Source organism: Paraburkholderia haematera (genome assembly GCF_905220975.1).
Lineage (GTDB): Bacteria > Pseudomonadota > Gammaproteobacteria > Burkholderiales > Burkholderiaceae > Paraburkholderia > Paraburkholderia haematera.
In genome coordinates this window covers 17,016-37,474 of the sequence record NZ_CAJNBK010000043.1, presented here as the reverse complement: position 1 = coordinate 37,474, position 20,459 = coordinate 17,016, and the positions used below count along the sequence as shown (strand labels likewise).

At 58.8% G+C, this 20,459-nt stretch carries 17 protein-coding genes; 10 read left to right on the top strand and 7 right to left on the bottom strand.

Annotation, left to right across the window (positions count from 1 at the left end; all coding sequences use genetic code 11):
* A partial coding sequence (locus tag KHO23_RS33675) for an oxidoreductase C-terminal domain-containing protein (protein WP_328822022.1) occupies positions 1–467 on the top strand: 467 nt, incomplete at its 5' end.
* A 132-nt stretch (positions 468–599) separates the two neighbouring features.
* Here the strand turns inward: KHO23_RS33675 and KHO23_RS33670 are convergent.
* Positions 600–1,529 carry a LysR family transcriptional regulator gene (locus KHO23_RS33670; RefSeq protein WP_211617277.1) on the bottom strand — a complete coding sequence of 310 codons (930 nt, stop codon included), beginning with the start codon at positions 1,527–1,529 and terminating at the stop codon, positions 600–602.
* Positions 1,530–1,697: 168 nt separating this feature from the next.
* Here KHO23_RS33670 and KHO23_RS33665 point away from each other — a divergent pair, with 168 nt between their 5' ends.
* A complete protein-coding gene (locus KHO23_RS33665; protein WP_211617275.1) occupies positions 1,698–2,300 on the top strand; it encodes an NADPH-dependent F420 reductase in 603 nt (200 codons plus the stop codon).
* A gap of 183 nt (positions 2,301–2,483) precedes the next feature.
* Here the strand turns inward: KHO23_RS33665 and KHO23_RS33660 are convergent, their stop codons facing one another.
* From KHO23_RS33660 to KHO23_RS33650, 3 genes are all read right to left on the bottom strand, one after another.
* On the bottom strand, positions 2,484–3,986 hold the full coding sequence (locus KHO23_RS33660; RefSeq protein WP_211617273.1) for a DHA2 family efflux MFS transporter permease subunit: 1,503 nt from the start codon (positions 3,984–3,986) through the stop codon (positions 2,484–2,486).
* Positions 3,987–4,143: 157 nt separating this feature from the next.
* Positions 4,144–4,749: an FMN-dependent NADH-azoreductase gene (locus KHO23_RS33655; protein WP_211617270.1), complete on the bottom strand. Its 606-nt coding sequence runs from the start codon at positions 4,747–4,749 to the stop codon at positions 4,144–4,146.
* A 260-nt stretch (positions 4,750–5,009) separates the two neighbouring features.
* A complete protein-coding gene (locus KHO23_RS33650) occupies positions 5,010–5,768 on the bottom strand; it encodes a TetR/AcrR family transcriptional regulator (protein WP_211617268.1) in 759 nt (252 codons plus the stop codon).
* 404 nt (positions 5,769–6,172) lie between these two features.
* Here KHO23_RS33650 and KHO23_RS33645 point away from each other — a divergent pair, with 404 nt between their 5' ends.
* The 8 genes from KHO23_RS33645 (at position 6,173) to KHO23_RS33610 (ending at position 17,545) form a co-directional block, all read left to right on the top strand.
* A complete protein-coding gene (locus KHO23_RS33645) occupies positions 6,173–6,961 on the top strand; it encodes an enoyl-CoA hydratase/isomerase family protein (RefSeq protein WP_211617266.1) in 789 nt (262 codons plus the stop codon).
* A gap of 343 nt (positions 6,962–7,304) precedes the next feature.
* On the top strand, positions 7,305–8,405 hold the full coding sequence (locus tag KHO23_RS33640) for a porin (protein ID WP_211617264.1): 1,101 nt from the start codon (positions 7,305–7,307) through the stop codon (positions 8,403–8,405).
* Positions 8,406–8,490: 85 nt separating this feature from the next.
* Positions 8,491–9,894, top strand: coding sequence for an MFS transporter (locus KHO23_RS33635; protein ID WP_211617262.1), 1,404 nt, complete (start codon positions 8,491–8,493; stop codon positions 9,892–9,894).
* Between the two features lie 257 nt (positions 9,895–10,151).
* On the top strand, positions 10,152–11,891 hold the full coding sequence (locus tag KHO23_RS33630; RefSeq protein ID WP_211617260.1) for a CocE/NonD family hydrolase: 1,740 nt from the start codon (positions 10,152–10,154) through the stop codon (positions 11,889–11,891).
* Between the two features lie 64 nt (positions 11,892–11,955).
* Entirely contained in the window at positions 11,956–12,744 is a 789-nt protein-coding gene (locus KHO23_RS33625) for an enoyl-CoA hydratase/isomerase family protein (protein ID WP_211617258.1), read from the top strand.
* Positions 12,745–12,794: 50 nt separating this feature from the next.
* A complete protein-coding gene (locus KHO23_RS33620) occupies positions 12,795–14,531 on the top strand; it encodes an AMP-binding protein (RefSeq protein WP_211617255.1) in 1,737 nt (578 codons plus the stop codon).
* Between the two features lie 119 nt (positions 14,532–14,650).
* Positions 14,651–16,405: an FAD-dependent oxidoreductase gene (locus tag KHO23_RS33615; RefSeq protein ID WP_211617285.1), complete on the top strand. Its 1,755-nt coding sequence runs from the start codon at positions 14,651–14,653 to the stop codon at positions 16,403–16,405.
* A 192-nt stretch (positions 16,406–16,597) separates the two neighbouring features.
* Positions 16,598–17,545: a hydroxymethylglutaryl-CoA lyase gene (locus tag KHO23_RS33610; protein ID WP_328822021.1), complete on the top strand. Its 948-nt coding sequence runs from the start codon at positions 16,598–16,600 to the stop codon at positions 17,543–17,545.
* Between the two features lie 159 nt (positions 17,546–17,704).
* Here KHO23_RS33610 and KHO23_RS33605 read toward each other — a convergent pair whose 3' ends face one another.
* The 3 genes from KHO23_RS33605 to KHO23_RS33595 all read right to left on the bottom strand — a co-directional run bounded on the left by KHO23_RS33605 (position 17,705) and on the right by KHO23_RS33595 (position 20,445).
* Positions 17,705–18,388: a TetR/AcrR family transcriptional regulator gene (locus KHO23_RS33605; protein ID WP_211617253.1), complete on the bottom strand. Its 684-nt coding sequence runs from the start codon at positions 18,386–18,388 to the stop codon at positions 17,705–17,707.
* 71 nt (positions 18,389–18,459) lie between these two features.
* On the bottom strand, positions 18,460–19,533 hold the full coding sequence (locus tag KHO23_RS33600; RefSeq protein WP_211617251.1) for a maleylacetate reductase: 1,074 nt from the start codon (positions 19,531–19,533) through the stop codon (positions 18,460–18,462).
* A 27-nt stretch (positions 19,534–19,560) separates the two neighbouring features.
* Positions 19,561–20,445, bottom strand: coding sequence for an intradiol ring-cleavage dioxygenase (locus KHO23_RS33595; protein WP_211617249.1), 885 nt, complete (start codon positions 20,443–20,445; stop codon positions 19,561–19,563).
* Positions 20,446–20,459 lie beyond the last annotated feature (14 nt).

Genomic DNA, 20,459 nt, shown 5'->3' with positions numbered 1-20,459 from the left:
CAAGGCTGCGGGCGTGCTTCGGCAAATGCCCACGAGCAAGCCGGATACATGCATGCAGACCATTTCCAATCATCATAAAGAGCTTGCAAAGCGCGTCGGGTCCATACATGCGCGGAATCTTGACCCCCGGTGGGTCAGGATTCCGCGCAAATCAACATGCTGCGGAGAACATGCTCGGAGGCGGCGCGATATACGCGGAATTGCCGTGGCTATGGTCGGATCAGTTCGACTGCAATATTCAGACGCTGGGCATCATCGAGGCACAGCATCGTCTCGTTTCGCGTGGAGACCCCGCTACCGGCTCGTTCTGCGTGATGGCACTAGACGAAGGCGGGCGTATGCGAGCGGCGATCTCCGTCAATTCAGGACGTGATATCGGGGCATGCAGGCGATTAATTTCCAGCGGCACGGTCATGGACGAAGTGCGGCTCGCCGACACTTCTGTTTCACTACGGTCGCTACTGTGACGGTTTCGTTGTCAGATTTTCGTCTGCGTTGACGTTGCGTACTGTTGAGGCAGGGTATGGGGTAAGGACCGACCAGATTCGTGACATCGGGTCAGCTTTCAGGGGGCGCCTGCTTGGCCTGCCAGGCGCGGCTCATTCCATGCTTCCCGCAAACCTTTCGGCCAGCCGCTCCCGCTCGAACGCCTCGACAACGAAATCGACAAACACCCGTGTTTTCGCCGGCAGCAGCGCTCGTGTCGCGTAATAGATCGAAATGGCCCCAGCGTCCGCGTACCAGCGCGGTAGTAATCGCACGAGTTCGCCCCGTTCGACCGACGACAGCACGTCCGACACGGATAGCAGCGCGACACCCAGCCCGAGAATCGCAGCCTCACGCATCGCTGCCGGATCGTTGACCGTGATGGTCTCGCTGAGCCGCGCTGGCATCTCGTCGCCCACTGCGTCGCGCATTGTCCGGTGGCGCACGCGGCCGGTACGGCTCGAGCGCATCACAATGCCGTCGAGTTCCGCAAGATCTCCGGGGGCGGCCGGTGCCACGCGATCGGCCATGTAAGCAGGAGACGCGACCGCCACGAGATGCGCAGGCGCCAAGGCGCGCGATACGACACCTGGCGCGAGATCGAATCCGCCACCCAGCGCTGCGTCGTATCCCTCTGCAATCAGGTCGACCTGCCGGTTCTCGAAGTGCCAATCCGGACGAATCAGCGGATAGCGTGCGAGGAACGCCGGCAGCAGCGGCATGACGTACGTGATGCCAAACGTTGGCGGCATGCTGACTTTCAACGTACCAGCCGGCTCGCCGCGATTGGTCGAGACGGACGCGATCGCGGCCTGCAGCGCGTCCAGATTGCCGCCCATTTCCACAAGAAAGCGTTCACCCGCCTCGGTCAGCGTGAGCTTGCGCGTCGAGCGTTGGAACAGCCGCACGCCAAGATTACGTTCGAGCAGCGCAACGTTCCGGCTGACCGCGGCGGGCGTCAGTGCAAGACGCCGCGCGGCTGCGGAGAAGCTGCCCGTTTCGGCGCTGCGTACAAACGACTCGAGGTTGGCGAGGGTTTCCATGGGGCAATCTTAAAGTATTGATTGAAAATAATTCAAGCGATTCCCGACTAATCATCAAGCAATAAAGACGGCAATATCCAGTCACATAGCCCCGGGGAGTGAACCTCACATGGCCTTCCCCTTGGTGGCTTACCACGTGATTCATCACCGTTTACCAGGAGCATCGTTATGAGCACTATCGGTATCATCGGAGCAGGCGCCATCGGGTCCGCGTTCGCGAAAGCGCTGGCGGGCAAAGGCCTCGAAGCCATCATCGCTAACAGCCGGGGCCCGGCCTCACTCGCGGACCTCGCGCGCGAGCTCGGCCCCTCGATCACGCCGGGAACGCGCGAACAAGCGGCCGCGCAGGACATCGTCCTTGTCGCCGTCAACTGGTCGAAGCTGCCGACCGCCCTGGCCGGGCTGCCGGACTTCGGCGGACGCATCGTGATTGACGCGAACAACCCGATCGAGCCGCCGCACTTCAAGCCGGCCGAATTGAATGGCCGGGCGTCGAGCGAAATCTTCGCGGAGCTCGTGCCGGGCGCACGCGTCGTGAAGGCGTTCAACCATCTTCCTGCGCACCTCATCTCCGACGATCCGCAGGCCGAAGGCGGACGCCGCGTGCTGTTCTTCGCGGGAGACGACGCGCATGCGAAGGCGGCTGTGAGCGGACTGATCGAGCGGCTCGGTTTCTTCGGCATCGACCTGGGTTCACTCGAAGCTGGCGGGCAGCTAGTTCAAATCCCGGGCGGCCCGTTGCCGATCCACAATCTCGTCAAATTTGGATAAGCAATGAAAGGCGCGGCATGCCGCGCCTTGCACACCAGGAAGCTGGCACGCGTCACGGGTGGCGGCTCCGGTCGGCAAACGGTCACCTCTAAACCGGTTCGCGTCATACCGCTCTGGATCGACGTCGGAAGTTCAGCATGATTGAGCCTGAAATCCGGGGAAGCCGCCATTCTCGACGTGCCGTCAGAAGTGCTCTGTCGCTGTCGCGCTGTCGGTTGTGGATTCGAGGCCCGCTGTCGTTACCCCGTGGCCGTCAGTAACCGGTTGCGCGCCGGCGCCGTCTGGCTGTCCAGGGCGCAACAACAAACCGCCCAGCACACCCGCTGCCGCCGCGAGGATCGCAGCGAGCAGAAATGCCACGTGATAGCCGCTATTGAGGGCCGCCGTGGCGCTTTCGGAAACCTGCATTGCATCGCTGCGCGCGGCAGCGAGACTTGCGAGCACTGCGAGGCCGAGTGCGCCCCCCATCATGAGCGACGTATTGACGATACCGGACGCGAGGCCCGAATCGCCCGGATCGACGCCGCTCATGGCAGCCAGCAGCACGGCATTGAATGCGATGCCCGCGCCGAAGCCGAACAGGATCATGCCGGGCAGCACGTCGAGCACGAAGTTGCCGTTGACCGGCGCGCGTGCAAAGAGCGCGAGACCACACGCTGCGGCGAGCAGCCCGGCGGCAAGCGGAACGCGCAGACCGAAGCGCATCACCGCGCGCGCCGACAGTCCCAGCGAACAGAACGCCATGATCAGACTGGCCGGCAAGAATGCGAGCCCGACCTGCATGGGCCGGTAACCGAGCACGCGCTGCAGATACAACGCGGAGATGAAGAACCACGCGAACATTGCCGCCGCCCAAAGCACACCGACCACATTTGCGGTCGCGACATTGCGCAGGCGGAACAGACCAAGCGGCATCAACGGATGCTGTACGCGTGCTTCGATAATGAGAAACAAGGCCAGCAACGCGAGCGCGGCGAACAGCAGGCCCAGCGTCTGCGCCGAGGTCCAGCCGGCTTCATTACCGTTCACGACTGCGTACACGGCAAGCATCAGCGAAGCGGTGACTGTCACCGCGCCGGCCACGTCGAGCCGTTCCCCATGCGCATGACCGCGTGCCGACGGCAGGAGCGCGACGCACAGCGCGTAGACGGCGATGCCGATCGGCAGGTTGACGAGAAAGATCCAGTGCCAGCTCAGCAGATTGGTGAGCAGACCGCCGAGCAATACGCCGATGCTGCCGCCGCCCGCGCAGACGAAACCATATACGCCCATTGCTTTGGCCCGTTCGCCGGTCTCGGTGAACAGATTCATGATCAGCGAGAGCGAAACAGCGGAGACCACCGCGCCGCCCAGACCCTGCACGGCACGCGCGCACACCAGCAGGATCTGCGAATTCGCCATGCCGCAGGCTAGCGAGGCGAGTGTGAACAGCGTGATGCCGCCGAGGAACAGCTTGCGGTGGCCGTAGAGATCACCGAGGCGCCCGCCAAGCAGCAGACAGCCGCCGAAGGTGAGCATGTACGCATTGACCACCCACACCAGCGAGGTCCCGGTAAAGCCGAGGTCCGCGGCGATCGACGGCAAGGCAACGTTTACGATCGTCGTATCGAGCACGATCATGAGTACGCCGAGGCACAGAACGATCAGCGCCAGCCAGCGGTTGTTGCCATGGATGGAATGAGTCATGCAGGGGCTCCTTTTGCCGTGATCAGACGGATGCGAGCGACTGCCGGACGTGCCGCCGCCTGACAAGAAAAAGCGTGCCCGCCACTTACGACCACGGACGCGCACCGTGGCTCAGGAAGCAGGTAGGCGGGCGTGGAACGGACATGGCGGCGCTACCTCACGCAGCGAGCGCGGCGGTCTCTTTCTTCGCCGAGGCGATGGCCCCACTGCGTGCCTCTTCACCCATCGCCACACCTTCCGCGCGAATGAAGGTGATATCCGTGATGCCCAGAAAGCCGAAGGCCGCTTTCAGATAGGTTTCCTGATGATCGAAGAAGGCGGCGGGCGAGCCTTCGCTGTAAACGCCACCGCGCGACGAGGCGATGATCAGCTTCTTGTTGCCGCACAGTCCGACGGGGCCGTGCTCCCCGTAACTGAACGTTTTCCCGGCGACAGAGATGCGGTCGATCCAGGCTTTCAGTTGAGAGGGCACGCCAAGGTTGTACATCGGCGAGCCGATGACCACGATGTCGGCGGCCAGAAACTCCTCGAGCGCGACCTGACCTATGGCAACGTCGGCCTTCAATGCCTCGTCAACCGGAGCGCCTTGCGCGGCCGCCAGGTGTGCTGCCGTCAGATGGCCGATCGGTGTCGCGGCAAGGTCGAGACGAGCGACTGTAAGGTCGGAATGGCGGGCCCGGGAGGTCGCGACCACCTCCGCTGACAGATCACGACTGACGGAGCCTTGTCCGAGGATGCTGGAATCTACGTGTAGCAGTTTCATGAAAATTGTCTCCGAGGTGGCAAACGATGCGTTTGCCGGAAACCCGGACGATAGGCCTCGACTTCCAATCTGGATAGCCTATATTTTCAGATGAAACTTATCGTTTTAGTAGATGGATGCCTAACGGAGTGGCGCTGGATCATTTGCGCACGTTCAGCCCAGCGGCCGCCACGGTCAGCTTTTCAACCGGACGAGCCGCAACCCGACACTCATCAATGCCGAACTGAGAAATGGATAACGCGGCAGTCGCGCGGGAACCCTCAGCTGCTCTTCACGCGTGCGGATGCGCGGGGCCGACTACCGGACTTGCCCGAAGGTGATTCGGCCTTGTCGGCGCATTGCGGCTCCGGTTGTTTGCTGAAGACGAGCGCCTCGACCATCTGCCAATACGCATCAACAACGGCGGGATCGGACGCAGAAACATTGCTGGTCGCCAGCATTTCCGGGCCGAATCCAGAAAGCGTTGAGGTCAGGCTGATCATGAGATAGTGCAAGAGGATCGGTTCGACTCGTGGCATGGCGTGTTCATCCTGCGCCGCGCGAATCTGTGGAATTAACCAGTTGATCAATGGCTTGAGCACAGTGTCGGCGAGCCACTGCAAACGAGGGCTGTACACAAGGAACTCTTGCAGCATGAAGCGATGAAACTCGGGAAAATCAACTGTGAACCGGAACAAAGCTCGATACACGAGTTTTACCCGGTCCGCCGCCATGGCAGGGGGCGTATCGGTCAGATAGGCGTCCCACTCATGGCGAATGCGTTCGAACACAAACTCCGCCACCGCCTGCCAGAGAACGTCTTTGGATCGGTAGTGGTAGGTGATAAGCGGATGTTGCAAGCCGATGCGATCCGCGATGCTGCGAATACTCGCAGCCTCAAAGCCCTTCGTGGCGAATTCGGCAAGTGCCGCGTTCAGGATCGCGGAGCGGGTTTCCTGCGCCCGCTGCTGCTCTGCACGTTTGAGTTCGGTCGGTCTGCTTTTGTTACCAACGTTCTTGGAACCTGCGCTGTCCGCCATTTGGTTTCTCGATTGGGAAATTCGTTATTTCGTTGCTTCTGTGCTCCAGTGCCTTCCGCCTTCTGACAGGCCAACACCGCGTAGGCGTAGCAAGCCGCGACCGTCAACGAAGGCAGGCTTCACAACGGTATCACACACTCGCCGCCGAATCCCGAGCGTCGCTGAACCCGCTGAACCCGCTGAGCACAGTCGATTTGGCCGGCACAGTACCACACTATCTGGCTACCACCGGCCTCACGCGCCGACAACTTCGAGCGAGACACGGCCGTCCCATGATGCCTGATTTTTCTTTAAATTTACATTGCGTAAAGTATAATGGAGATAACCTGGCGGATCCAGGTGTTCCGCCCGGACGACGGCAGAACTGAGTCCGACTACAGATTTGATTCACGGATCAAGGACAAATGGAAAGCAAAATCACGCTGACATCAAGCGATGACATCGCCTTCGTCACGATGGTGGACGAAGCACGCGCGAACGCGATCGACAAGGTTTTCTGCGATGAACTGCTGGGCGCCCTCCGCGAGGTTGAGGGGTCGTCGAAGTATCGCGCAGTGATACTTCAAGCCAAAGGCAGAATATTTTCAGCCGGCGGAGATCTTCGCCAGATTTCTGACGGACTGCAGCGTTCCGATGCCTACCTCGAATCGCTAATTAGCGCACTGAACGCCACGATTGTGGCGCTGCGGCGCTTGCCGATACCGGTGATCGCCAGCGTTCAAGGGGCGGCAGCAGGGGCGGGCTTTTCGCTGGCAATGGCGTGCGACCTGGTGGTAGCGTCGAGCGCTGCCCGCTTTGTCGTCGGCTACGCCAAGCTGGGAACATCTAGCGACGGCGGTCTGTCTTTCCATCTGGCGCGTCGATTGGGGGCAGCTAGGGCATTAGAGATCCTGTTGACGCGGGACTCGTTGAGTGCGGGCGAGGCTGGACAGTTGGGGCTCGTTCAGCGCATTGCCGAACCCGCTTCCTTGCAGGAAGCCAGTCTGGCGTTCGCGCGGAAAGTCATTGATGTGCCCGCGGCAGCGGTCAGAGAAATGAAGTCGCTTGTTGGAATGGTGGCCGAAGATAACCTTGAGCGCCATCTTGAACAGGAAAAACATGCGTTCCTGCGATGCGCGTCGACGCAAGCGTTTTCCCAGCGAGTCGCACAATTCGTCGCAGGCTCTGATTCGCCCAGAAACGCATCGACCTGATGATGACCATCGCGTCTCAAGGAAGGACTGCAAAAGTCCTGAATTGACGACGCTGTCATCTGACCCAGTCCACCCATCTCCTTTGCCTTCTGGCGTCCACGTCAAGCCGGTGCTACGTGACGTCACCATCGATTTCCGATCTGATGGGCTGCCAGATTCAATCTCCTTCCGGGTCCCTGTGCGGTGTCCGGTACCCGTTCCCTTCATTCGTCAGGCGAAGCATACCTGGGGATACTCCTATCCAAATTAAACTATACGACTGGAAAATTTAGACATATCCTTCATTCAGCAACTCTGATGTGTCAGTTGGTCGTTCATTCAAAAATGACAAAGGAGACTGGAGATGAAGAGATTGTCCTGGGCCGCGGCGATTTGTTGTGTCATGCCTGCCGCGGTGTATGCGCAAAGTTCCGTGACGCTGTACGGTCTGCTGGATGAAGGCTTGACCTACTCAAGCAATCAAAACGGACATTCAGCCTGGTTGCTTCAGAGTGGAGGTGGATCGCTGTCCAGATGGGGGCTGCGCGGCGCCGAAGACCTGGGTGGAGGCTACAAAGCGGTCTTTACGTTGGAAAACGGCTTTGACGTGTCTAGCGGAAACCTGTCGAACAATGGCCGTTTGTTCGGCCGACAGGCGTACGTTGGAATCTCAAGCCCGTATGGGACATTCACGCTTGGGCGTCAATACGAGGAAGTAGCCGAGATGCTTTCCCCCGTTGCTGCCGGTTTGAACTGGGCGGTCGTCTTCGCTCACGCCGGTGACGTTGACAACGTTGGAGGGAGCATACGCATCAACAACTCGGTCAAATACGCCAGCCCCAAAATTGGAGGGTTCACATTTGGGGGGCTCTATAGCTTTGGTGGGCAGCCCGGACAATTCTCCACGAATAGTGTGACGTCGGTGGGACTGAGTTACAACGGAATAAGCTTCCCTCTGTATGTTGCCGCTGCCTATACGATCATCAAGAATCCGTATGCTGCCGCATTCGATAGCATCGCGCCGCGAAACATCATTTACGCCCCGTACGTGCAGAACGCGCAAAGCGAATCCATCGCGGGGGTAGGCGCATCGTACAAGCTTGGCGGCGCTTCAATTGCCTTCGTGTACACATCGACGAAATTCAAGAAAGGCTTTCTTGGCAGCGACGTGCGGTTTGACAACTACGAGGCAAACGCCGGTTACTTCATTACGCCGTTTCTATTCGCAGGTGCGGCGTACATCTACACGCACGGCAAAGTGGATGCGACATCCGCGACGCCAATCTATCGGGCGATCGATCTCTACACCAACTATTTCCTCTCGAAGCGGACCGATGTTTACTTTGCGGCCGAACTGCTGAAAGCGGCGGGTTCGGCGACTCAGGCGCAGATCACGTTGATTCCTTCACCGTCGAGTGGACAAACCCAGGGCTTGTTGCGGGTTGGAATCCGTCACCGGTTTTAGCGAACAGGTGATGTCGGTGACGTTGAGAGACAAGTGAAATCAGATTGACACCGGAACCCGGTGGCCGATCATCAAGGACAAAGCGATGAACAGCATAGGCTATGCCCAGCGGGATGTGCGCGCGATTTTTAACGATATGCCTATGGGGCGCAAGCAGTGGACTGTGTTCCTCATCTGCTTCGCGGCAACAGCGATCGAAGGTTTCGACACGATCGTGATCAGTTTTATCGCGCCGGCGATAAGCCAGCATTGGCAGCTATCGAGCGCTGCGCTCTCACCTCTGGTGGCATTCGGACTAACGGGATTACTGATTGGATCGATCATAGGAGGAACACTGGCTGACCGTGTCGGTCGCCGGACAGTGAGCATCGTGGCAATTGCCTGGTTTGGAATCGCGGGGGTGATGTCGAGCGAAGCGCAGTCGATATTTCAGCTGGTTGCCTTGCGTTTCATCACCGGCATCGGCATCGGAGCAGCGATGCCCGCCACGTCGGCAATCGTCGCGGAATTTAGCCCCGACCGTTCACGCTCAGCGATGCTCGCATCGACTTACTGTGGATTTCTTTTCGGTGCGGCCGCCGCCGGTCTGGTGACGTCATTGGCGATCGGGACACTGGGGTGGCGAGGCATGCTGGTGCTCAGTGGTCTTCTGCCGCTGGGGGTCGTTGCCTTATTCGCATGGCAAGTACCGGAGTCGCCGCTCTACGTCGTGGCCAGCGGAAGGTCCAATGACGAGGCGCAACGAATTCTTGGCAAAGTGTTTCCGTCTTTAGACTGCTCTGGAATGCATTTATTCATCGCCGAAACGCGCGAATCGATACGCGGGAGCAGGGCACTATTGAGCGGGAAATACCGGCTCGGCACCGTGTTGACGTGGCTTGCGGAGTTTGCAGGTTATCTGGTGTTCTTTCTCATTGGAAGCTGGATGCCGACGCACCTGAAGCAGGTGGGGCTATCGATGCACGACGCCTCGCAAGTATCGTCAATGTTCCAGTTCGGTGCGCTCGGCGGCGCGGTTCTTTTCGCTATCCTTGTGCGTCGCTATAACGTGGCGTCGGTCGTTTCCGTTGCGTTCGGCGCAGGCTCGCTGCTTGTCATAGCGTTGGGCATGTCCGAAGCCACTCAGTGGCACACGAGCGTGGTCTTCTTGTCGGGCATAGCTGTTGGAGGCCCGCTGATCTGTGTCAATACCATTCCAGGCATCTTCTATCCCACTGCGCTTCGTGCGTCCGGAGGCGGCTGGAACGTTGCAATCGGACGGCTGGGGTCGATTGTCGGTTCATCGCTGATTGGTCTGATAGTCATATCGGGCTTTCCGTATCTGCTCACCTGTGCGTTGTTGTCGATACCGCTCCTGATGGCTTGTGTATGCATGACCGTCATGGCCCGAGTGCTCTCTGCACAACGGCAAATATCGAACGAACACGCAACGGATATCAGTACGGGATCGGCAGGTGATCCACCTTTTCCAAACAGCACCACGCAGTGACCGTATGGCACTAGCACCCGAGGTTCTGGGCGCGTAACAGTGCCAGCGTCGCAACTCATTTGGGATTCAAAATTTCATATTCGTCACGTCGTTCGTCTTGCATACTTTACGGACGTGAAGTATAGTGAATTACGGAATCTGCCTGATCGTGCGGCTTTCAAAAAAACGAACGCGAAGCGCACGTCGGCGGGTAAAGCACATTTTCGGCCTTGAGAGAGCTGTCTGTTGACGCCGAACAGGCCAACAAAGGAGGAGACATGATTGAAGAACGCGACATCATCGTAACGATGCGGGACGGAACCCGTCTTGCGGTTGACGTCTATCGACCGGATGCGGATGGCAAGTATCCCGTGCTGTACGCATCAGCGCTGCACAACAAGGATCTTCAGGGGCCGGATATTGCGGATGTTTTGCCCCCGCAACCCGCACATGCGCCGCTCTGGTTCGGGCCCATCGAAGCCGGGGACACTCGCCGCTTCATCGCCAATGGTTACGTGCACGTGATTGCTCAGCCGCGCGGCTCCGCCAAGTCGGAAGGCCACTACGGCTCGGAGAATACCGACCACTACGACATGATCGAATGGATCACGCAGCAGCCGTGGTCCGACGGCAAGGTCGGAATGGTGGGGATCTCAGGTTTTGCCGGTGAACAATGGCGGGCGGCGGCGCAGGGACACCCCGCGCTCAAGGCAATCTTTCCGTACGACGCGTGTAGTGCGTACGGCGGTATGTTCGGGTTTCGGGACTTCAATCCCGGTGGCGTCATTCACACGTTCCCGTACCTGCTTGACGTTTTCAGTACCGTGCATGAACCGCGCGGTGTGCCGGGCACGTTACCTGATGCGCAAGAGGAACTCTGGCGCGCAGCCATGCGCAATCCCGACTACAAGATGTACATCAACCTGTACAACATCCTGACGCAGAAGGGGCAGCGCACGGGGGTGATGTACCACATCATGACGAACCCTTGGGAGCCGGAAGGGACGGTTGAGCGCGCCGAGGAGATTTTCAAGTCGATCAAGGTGCCGTTCTATACGGGTTCTGGTGCCTACGCTTACACGTACAAATTGCACTGGCTTGGCGCACAGCATTACTTCAGCAATGTCAAACAGCCGCGCAAGCTGATCTTTACGGGCCCGGCGCACCTGGAGCGGCCATTCCATCAATACCACGACGAAGTTATTCGCTGGTACGACTACTGGCTGAAGGGTATCGACACGGGCATCATGGATGAACCCCCGGTCCGGTACTGGGTCATGGGAGCCAACGAATGGCGAACGGGCACTGATTGGCCTTTGCCCGAGACGCAATGGGCGAAGTACTACCTTTCAGGCTGGGAGCAGCTTTCCACAGACGCCCCTCGGCCTTCAGCGGAGGTTGGTAACGCACATCGGGAGCCCGATGTCTTCACGCAAATGCCGCTGAAGAAAACATCCAGGGTCGAGCGCCTGCGCTACATGACTGAGCCGCTTGCACAGGACGTATTGGTGGCGGGTCCTATTTCGCTGACACTCTACGCCGAGATTGACCAGACAGACACTAACTGGATCGTTGTACTCAAGGACGTGGGTCCGGACGTATCGGTCGTTACTGCCCGCGTCGGCGAACGGGCGGTTCCAGAGACGTTGCCAGAGCGTGAACTTACCCGCGGCTGGCTGAAAGCGTCATACCGCGCAACCGATCCTGACCGATCCACGCCGGCGGAACCGTTCCACAAACTGACGAAAGAGTCGATCGCGCCGGTCACGCCTGGCGAGATCGTCAAGTATGAAATCCAGGTGCTCGCAACGGCAAACCAGTTCAAGGCCGGACATCGGATCTGTATCGAGATCTGCAGCATGGACGCGCCTACGGGAACGGGCGCGATGACCGACGTCGAGTACATTCCGTATCACGTAACCAGCAGCAATACGGTCACTCACAAGGTTTACCGGGACGCGGATCGCCCCTCACATCTGCTTCTTCCAATCATTCCGCTGAATAAGCAGAACTCCTGAATGACGAAATGTTCCCGAGTGTCACGGACGCTGGGTGGATTTGACTGAATAGTGAGGTTAGGCGATGAAAAGCATACGTTTTGAGCGGGACGGGAAGGTTGGACATATCGTTCTGGCGAATCCGCCCTACAACCGGCTCGATGCGCGGTTTGCAGAGTGTCTGCGGGAGGCGGTTCACGAAGCTAGCGAAAGCGACATCCGGGTACTGGTCATTCGGGCCGAAGGGCCCAACTTCAGTCTTGGTGGAGAGGTTCGCGAATGGCCAGGAAAGGACCTGAACTGGTTCCGTACATTCGTCGCGGAAATCAACACTTCGTATCGTGCGATCGAAGCGCTCCGGGTCCCGACCGTGGCGGTGGTGCAGGGTCTGGCTTTTGGCGGCGGCTTTGAACTCGCGTTGAACTGTGACTTCATTGTGGCGTCGACCGACGCGGTGTTCCGATGCGTCGAGGTAACGACGGCGATGCTTCCCATTGCGGGCGCGCTGCAGCGGCTGGCTGAGCGGGTGGGGCGTAGCAACGCGTCCCGTTTCGCGATGCTGGGTGAATCCATTCCTGGCAGCGTGGCCCGAGAACTTGGGATTGCAACGCACGTGGCTGAACCCGATGCGCTCGAACGTGTTGCTGCCGGGCTGGTTACGCGTCTCTCCGACGGTCCGACGCTTTCGTACGCGGCTACGCGCACCTTGCTCAAGGTGTGGTCGAGCGGCGGCGTCCCCGGTGCGGATGCCGTCATGCTGGATGTTTGCATGGATTTATACAACACAGAGGACGCCGCGCGAGGGTTCATCAACACGGCCGAGGCGTTCGACCTCGACCAGGAACCAGGCGAGATGGTTTTTCACGGGAAATAGTCTGACGCAGGCTGGGGCGGAAACGCGCAGCAACGATGGAGGATGGCTTCATGCACACTTTACCCAGTTTCCCTGCGCTCGATGCGCCAGCCGATGGCCTTGCCTACGTACGGGGTGCGGCGGACGTTCCGTTGAGCGAGTCCACAGTCGGCCAGTTTCTAAGGGAAACAGCACGCCGGTTTTCCGATCAGCAAGCTGTGGTGTTCCGGGAACAACTTTTACGATGGACATGGAAGGAATTCGACGACCATGTCGATCAGCTCGCCGCGGGTTTCCTGTCATTGGGAATAGAGAAAGGGGACCGTGTCGGCATCTGGTCTCCCAACCGGTTCGAATGGTTGCTCACGCAGTTCGCGACAGCGCGCATCGGTGCTGTGTTGGTCAACATCAACCCAGCCTATCGCGTGGCGGAACTCGAGTACGCGCTACAGAAAGTGAAATGCAAAGCGCTTGTCACCGCTGAGAGTTTCAAAACGTCGAACTACATTTCGATGTTGCTCGACGTAGCGCCTGAACTCGCATCGCAGCAGTCGGACGAGTTGAGGGCCGCACGTCTGCCAGACCTTCGTACGGTGATCTCCGTGGGCGATTGGCACGTATCGGGCGTCATGTCATTCCACGCGGTCATGCAGCGCGGAGAGGGGGTTCTGCGAGACAAAGGGCGTGAGGTAATCGATACCGTCGAGCAAACACTTTCTTCCCATGATCCGATCAATATCCAGTTCACGAGCGGTACTACCGGTAGTCCGAAGGGTGCAACGCTGACACATCGAAACATTGTCAACAATGGGCGTTTTGTTGCGATGGCGATGAAGTTGTCCGATGCCGACTCGCTCTGCATTCCGGTGCCGCTGTACCACTGTTTCGGCATGGTGCTTGGCGTACTGGCATGCGTATCGGTCGGTGCGCAGATGGTGTTCCCGGGCGAAGGATTCGACGCCGGTGCGACCCTCGCGGCCGTCTCGGAAGAGCGTTGTACCGCACTCCACGGGGTGCCGACCATGTTTATCGCCGAACTGGGGCATCCGGAGTTCTCATCGTTTGACCTGAGCAGTCTGCGGACCGGCATCATGGCAGGGTCGCCTTGCCCTGTCGAGACAATGAATCAGGTCGTGACGAACATGCATATGCGGGAGGTCACCATTGCGTATGGAATGACAGAGACCAGTCCCGTGTCGTTTCAGAGCGCGACCGCCGATCCGCTGGATAAGCGCACGACAACAGTCGGGCGGATTCAACCTCATCTCGAGGTAAAGATAGTCGATTTCGACGGTAAAACGGTATCGGTCGGCGAGACGGGAGAACTCTGTACAAGAGGGTACTCGGTCATGCTGGGGTACTGGGAGGACGAGACAAAAACGCGCGAAAGCATCGTTGACGGATGGATGCATACGGGCGATCTCGCAACAATCGACGCCGATGGATATTGCAACATCGTTGGAAGGTTGAAGGACATGGTGATCCGAGGGGGAGAGAACATCTATCCTCGCGAAGTTGAGGAGTACCTCTTCAGGCATCCGAAAATACAGAATGTGCAGGTGTTTGGCGTGCCGGATGAGAAGAACGGCGAGGAGTTGTGCGCCTGGATCGTGCTTCGAAAAGGTGAGGTTTCGACTGAGGAGGACATCAGGGACTTTTGCCGGGGGCAGATCGCACACTATAAGGTGCCAAAATATATTCGTTTCGTTAATGAATTGCCAATGACTGTTACGGGAAAAGTGCAGAAGTTTGCAATGCGTGAGGAGATGATCCGTTATCTTAATCTGACCGAGCACAAGACCGCCTGACGGGTTAGTGAAAACCGGGCAGGATCGTAAAAACTGAGACTCGTAATCTCGCGTTGAGTTAGGTATCCGAAATATTCGGGCGCGGCGAGGTGCGAAGGCGTGACAATTGGAGGTGTCGAATGTATGAAATAACCACGGACGTACTCATCGTCGGAACGGGGCCTGCCGGCTCCGCCAGTGCCGCGCTGCTTTCGACGTACGGTATCAGCAACATGGTCATCAACCAGTATCGGTGGCTGGCCAACACGCCTCGAGCGCACATTACAAACCTTCGCACCATGGAAGTCCTGCGTGACCTCGGTCAGCAGGTGGAGCAGGAGGCTTACCTGTACGCGACCGATCAGGATCTGATGGGCGGGACGGTTTTCTGCGAAAGTCTGACTGGTGAGGAGATTGGCAGGGTGCCCAGTTGGGGACTGCATCCGCTGTCAAGAGCGGAACGCCAATTGTCGAGTCCGACAAAGATGAACGATTTGCCGCAGACGTTCATGGAGCCGCTGCTGTTCAAAACGGCTTGTGCACGAGGCACTGAGGCGCGGATGAGCACGGAGTATCTGAGTCATGCGCAGACTGAAGACGGTGTTATGACGCTCTGCCGTGACCGATTGTCGGGGGAGGAGTTCACGGTCAGATCGAAGTACCTTATCGGCGCGGACGGAGGGAACTCCAAGGTCGCGAAGGACGCGGGTCTGCCTTTCGAAGGGCAGATGGGTGTACGGGGATCGATGAACATCTGGTTCCGCGCGGACCTGTCTGAATTTGTTGCGCATCGCCCGGCAGTGTTGTACCCCATCATGCAACCGGGCGCAGAAGTGGGCGGTATCGGGATGGGCCTCATCCGGATGGTTCGGCCCTGGAACGAGTGGTTGATTGTTTGGGGCTATGACATCAACGAGCCGGCTCCGGTTGTGGACGAGGCAAAGGCCACCACGATCGCACGCCAGCTGGTGGGCAAGCCGGATCTCGAGATCGAACTGTTGGGCGCGAATACCTGGACCGTGAACAACATGTACGCGACCCGCATGCAGGAGGGGCGAGTGTTCTGCATGGGCGATGCGACCCACCGGCATCCGCCGTCCGGCGGGTTGGGCTCCAACACGTCGATTCAGGATGCGTTCAACCTTGCCTGGAAGCTCGCGCAGGTCATCAAGGGGCACGCGGGTGAAGCGCTTCTGGATACCTATTCGGCTGAGCGTGCACCGATCGCGAAGCAGGTCGTCACCCGCGCGAACCAGTCGATTGCCGAATTTGCGCCGCTCTATAGCGCGCTTGGCATTGACAAATCGAACGATGCGGAAGTCTTGCAAGCGAATATGCATGCTCGAAGCGGAACCACCGAGGCCGCGGAAAAACAGCGGGACGAAATTCGGGAAGCGTTGGCGTTCAAGCGATATGAACTGGACGCCCAGGGCGTGGAGATGAATCAACGCTATCACTCGAGCGCTGCGGTGACCGATGGGCAAACCGAACCAGCATTCGCGCGTGACCGTGAGCTGTATTACCAGGCGACGACATGGCCTGGCGCGCGTCTGCCGCATGCCTGGGTTTTCGACTCCCGTGGACGGCCACATTCCACGCTTGACCTCGCTGGACATGGGCGATTCGTACTGTTCACCGGTCTTGGAGGCGAAGCATGGGTCGAGGCTGCCTCAAGAGTCGGCGAGGAGCTGGGGTTGAAGCTTGACGTACATGTTATCGGTCCGCGGCAGCCCTATGCGGACCACACAGGCGACTGGGCTCGCGTGCGGGAAATCGGCGACAGTGGCTGCGTATTGGCCCGCCCCGACCATCATGTGGCGTGGCGTAGCCTCACGTTGCCGGATGATCCGGCAGCCGAGCTTCGCCGGGTATTGAAGCAGGTGCTCTCAAGGTAAATGCAGAAGTTGAGCGTCTCGCCTGGATCTGTGTGGTTACACGTCGACGGCGAGACGCATACACAATTCGAGCACCGTTGGTCTTGCTCGCCGCTGGCACGGGGATCTGATTCTCGCTGGAACTGTTTCTGCGGTGTCGCAATCGTGCCCCAAGTCGCGAGGGTCGACCCTTGCTACGAAATGGAGTTCAAAATGAATCAGCAGGAAAGTTGGAGGGAGGGCATGGATAGCGGTCTTCCAAAGCGCGTACACCTTGTCGAGGTCGGGCCTAGAGACGGTCTGCAGGCGGAAAGCACGTTCATACCGACCGACACCAAGATTGAACTAGTCAATCGACTCGTTGGCGCCGGCGTGCGGCGCATCGAAGCCGCGTCCTTCGTGTCGCCAAAATGGATTCCGCAAATGGCCGACGGTGCGGCAGTCATGGCTGGGATAGATCGCGAAGCGGGGGTCTCGTATGCTGCACTGACACCCAACATGAGAGGGCTTGAGGCCGCGATAGAGAGCAAGGCCGACGAGGTCGTCATTTTCGGTGCAGCGAGCGAAGCATTTTCACTTCGCAACATCAATTGTTCCATCACGGAATCCATCGAACGCTTTTCCCCGGTCGCGCGTATGGCGAAAACAGCGGGATTGCGATTGCGCGCCAGCATTTCATGTTCCTTCGGATGCCCGTACCAGGGGCCGGTGAGCGTGGATGCCGTCGTCGATATGGTCAGGCGTTTTCGCGATCTGGGGTGTGATGAAATCGACATTGCCGACACGATTGGGGTTGGCACGGTGCACCAGGTTCAGCGAGTTGTTCAAGCGGCTTCCAGGGAGTTTCCGTTGGCGTCTCTCGCTGGCCACTTCCACGACACCTATGGGCAGGCGCTGGCAAATATCGTCGGCGCTCTTCAGGTCGGCATGTCGATTTTCCACGCGTCGGTTGGTGGACTGGGCGGTTGCCCCTATGCCAAAGGCGCCACCGGCAATGTCGCTACTGAAGACCTGCTCTACCTTCTGGACGGCCTCGGGATTGAAACGGGAATTGATCTCGACGCCGTCGTTTCGATTGGTGATTGGGTGAGTCAGCAAATGAGCCGCGAGAATGGCGCACGCGCGGGTAAGGCACTAATAGCGCGCAGGGCACGCAACTGATGTTGCTGTGTCAACGGCGATCGGCCGTTTCGAGCGTGCGCCGGCGCGATACCGCAATACCGCGTTGCGGCGCCTGCCGCGTGTTTTGAAAACGTGGTCAAGTGCCATACTGGCTGGAAGGGCGCGCTGAGCTCGCAGCATAGTTTCCATGCAGCTCTCCTAACGTGATTCCAATGCTCCAAACACGAACTGCTCGACGGTGCGCCAATATTCCTCGGCCAGCGCCGGATCGGACGGTGATAGATCGCTGGTCGCCAGAAATTCCGGGCCGAAGCCCGAGAGGGTCGACGTCAGACTAATCAACATATAGTGGAAAACAATAGGTTCGACGTTGGGCAGCGCGTGCTCCTCCTGGGCGGCGCGGATTTGCGGTAGCAACCAGCTAATTAGCGGTTTCAGGAAAGTATCCGCGAGCCATTGCAGCCGCGAGCTGGAACCTAGCGACTCCTGAAGTATGAAGCGGTGAAACTCGGGAAACGCCATAGTGAAGCGGAATAGCGCTCTGTAGGCCAGCTTGAGACGATCGACTGCGCTAGCCGGACCGAAGCTGAACAGACTTGCGTCGCGTTCTTGCCGGACACGCTCGAACACATATTCGGCTACCGCTTGCCACAGAATTTCTTTGGAACGAAAGTGGTAGGTAACGAGCGGATGCTGCATCCCAATTCGGTCTGCAATGCTGCGAATACTCGCGACTTCGAAACCCTTCGATGAAAACTCCGTAAGCGCTGCGTTTAAAATGGCCGAACGAGTTTCCTGCGCGCGCTGCTGTTCGGCACGCTTAAGTTCCGTCGGGCGACTCGTCCGGACATGTCTTGCATCAGGTAGTGTTCGTGATGCCATGTGCGAATACGTTGCGACACGTTGAAGTGACTATGGGGTATCCAGATCATTGGATCCGGACGAAACGCGTTCTACAACGCATCACTGGGTGCGCTACCGTCAAATGCCCGCTGCAGCAACGCACGAATTGCTCCGCGTTCAAGCGGACGAGGATTCCAGTAGGCGTTTTCGCACGCAAGGTCGGCGGCCTGGTCGAGGTGTTCCTCAAGCATGCCGATCTCCTTAAGTGCGATGGGTGCGCCGTTTGCCCGCGCGAGTTCGTATAGACCTTGCGCAGCGCTTTCGTGCCCGAGCGCCCGCGCAATCCGTCTCATCGCATCCGGCGCCGCACCCGCGTTGTACGCCAGGGCGTGGGGCAGCACAATGGTATGGGTGGGTGAGTGCGGCAGATTGAAACTGCCGCCGAGCGTATGACATAGCTTATGATGCAACGCCATACCGACGCTGCCGAGCACGGTACCGCAAAGCCAGGCGCCATAGAGCGCATCGGTGCGTGCGGAAGGGTCATTCGGCTGTGCGACAATTTTGGGTAAGCTGCGCGCGAGCGCCGCGATGCCCTCTTCGGCCATCAGGCTGGTAAGAGGATTGGCATCGCGTGAATACAAACCTTCTGCCGCGTGTGCGATTGCGTTAATGCCGCTTGTCGCAGACATGCTTACTGGCAAAGTCAGGGTAAGGTCTGGATCGTAGATGACTGTTTTGGGTAGTACGCGTAAATCGGTGCCTGTCCGTTTCAGGCCCGAATCGGTCAACCCGAATATGGGTGTCATCTCACTGCCAGCGTAGGTGGTCGGCACGGCGAGAATGGGCAGGCTCGTCTCGAGGGCAAGACCCTTCGCGAGGCCAATCGCCGAGCCGCCGCCCACGGCGATGAGGCAGTCGGCATTCAGCGACGCGGCAACCGTGCGTACTTCCGTGATCAGCTCAACGGGCACGTGCATGGCAGCTCGATCAAAGACACCTGCTGCGAGCACACCCAATTGGTCTGCAACCGATTCGCCCAATGCGCGTTGCTCCTGACTACACAGAATCAGCGCGCGGCGTACCTGCAGCGTGTGCAACTCACGTTCGATATGGGTACGTGAGCCGGACCCGAAGACGACACGCGTGCCGCGCCCGTTATAGACGAATTCAGATGTTGACATGGCGGGTTCCGACGAGAATGAGCCTGTTCATGACCCGTGCGCCGAAGGGTTGAGCACGAAGTCGTAATCGAGCGTGTAAAACGGGGTGTCCATCGCAGTGCCGTCCGGCGCGACACCTGGCGAATGCTCGACCCAGTCGACGATCAACGTTGAGCGTACGCCGAATACCGCGTCCGAGTCGAGATACTTGTCCCCGTTCCGGAACACGTGTGTAATCAAAGGCTCGTACCCTGGCGCCGTGATCCAGAAGTGCAGGTGGGCTGGCCGCCACGGATGGCGTCCGAGCGCATCAAGCATTCGACCAACCGGCCCATCGTGCGGAATGGGATAGGCTTCAGCGAGAATCGAGCGGAAATGAAAGAGTCCGTCAGGCAGTGTCTGCAAACGACCACGGGCTTGAAACGCTACTTCTGTATCCAGAGGGTCCCCGTACTGCACGTCGTAGTATCCGTCTTCATCGGATTGCCAGACCTCGATCGCCGCCCCGGCGACAGGTTCTCCCGAAAGACCCCGAACGCGGCCGGCAACAAAGCAGGGGAGACCCGCTGCACCCTTGGAGATATCTTCACCGTTCCTGTACTCGGGGGCACCTTCAACAAAGAAGGGCCCAAGAACCGTTGCTTCCGTGCATTCGGCTGGCTTGCGGTTGTTCTGTGTCGTAACCAGCATCGACAAACCGAGCGTGTCAGACAGGAGTACGAACTCCTGGCGTTTTTCATCGGTGATATGGCCAACCTGAGTGAGGAAGTCGATTGCGTACCGCCATTCGCTCTCGGTCAACTTGACGTCTCTTGCGAACGAATGCAAATGCTGGACAAGGCTGGTCATGACACTGCGCAGCCTGTCGTTGTTACAGCCGGCCATTGCCGCAAGCACCGCTTGGGTGATGGTGTCTTCGTTGATATTACGCATCGTCTTTCCTTGAA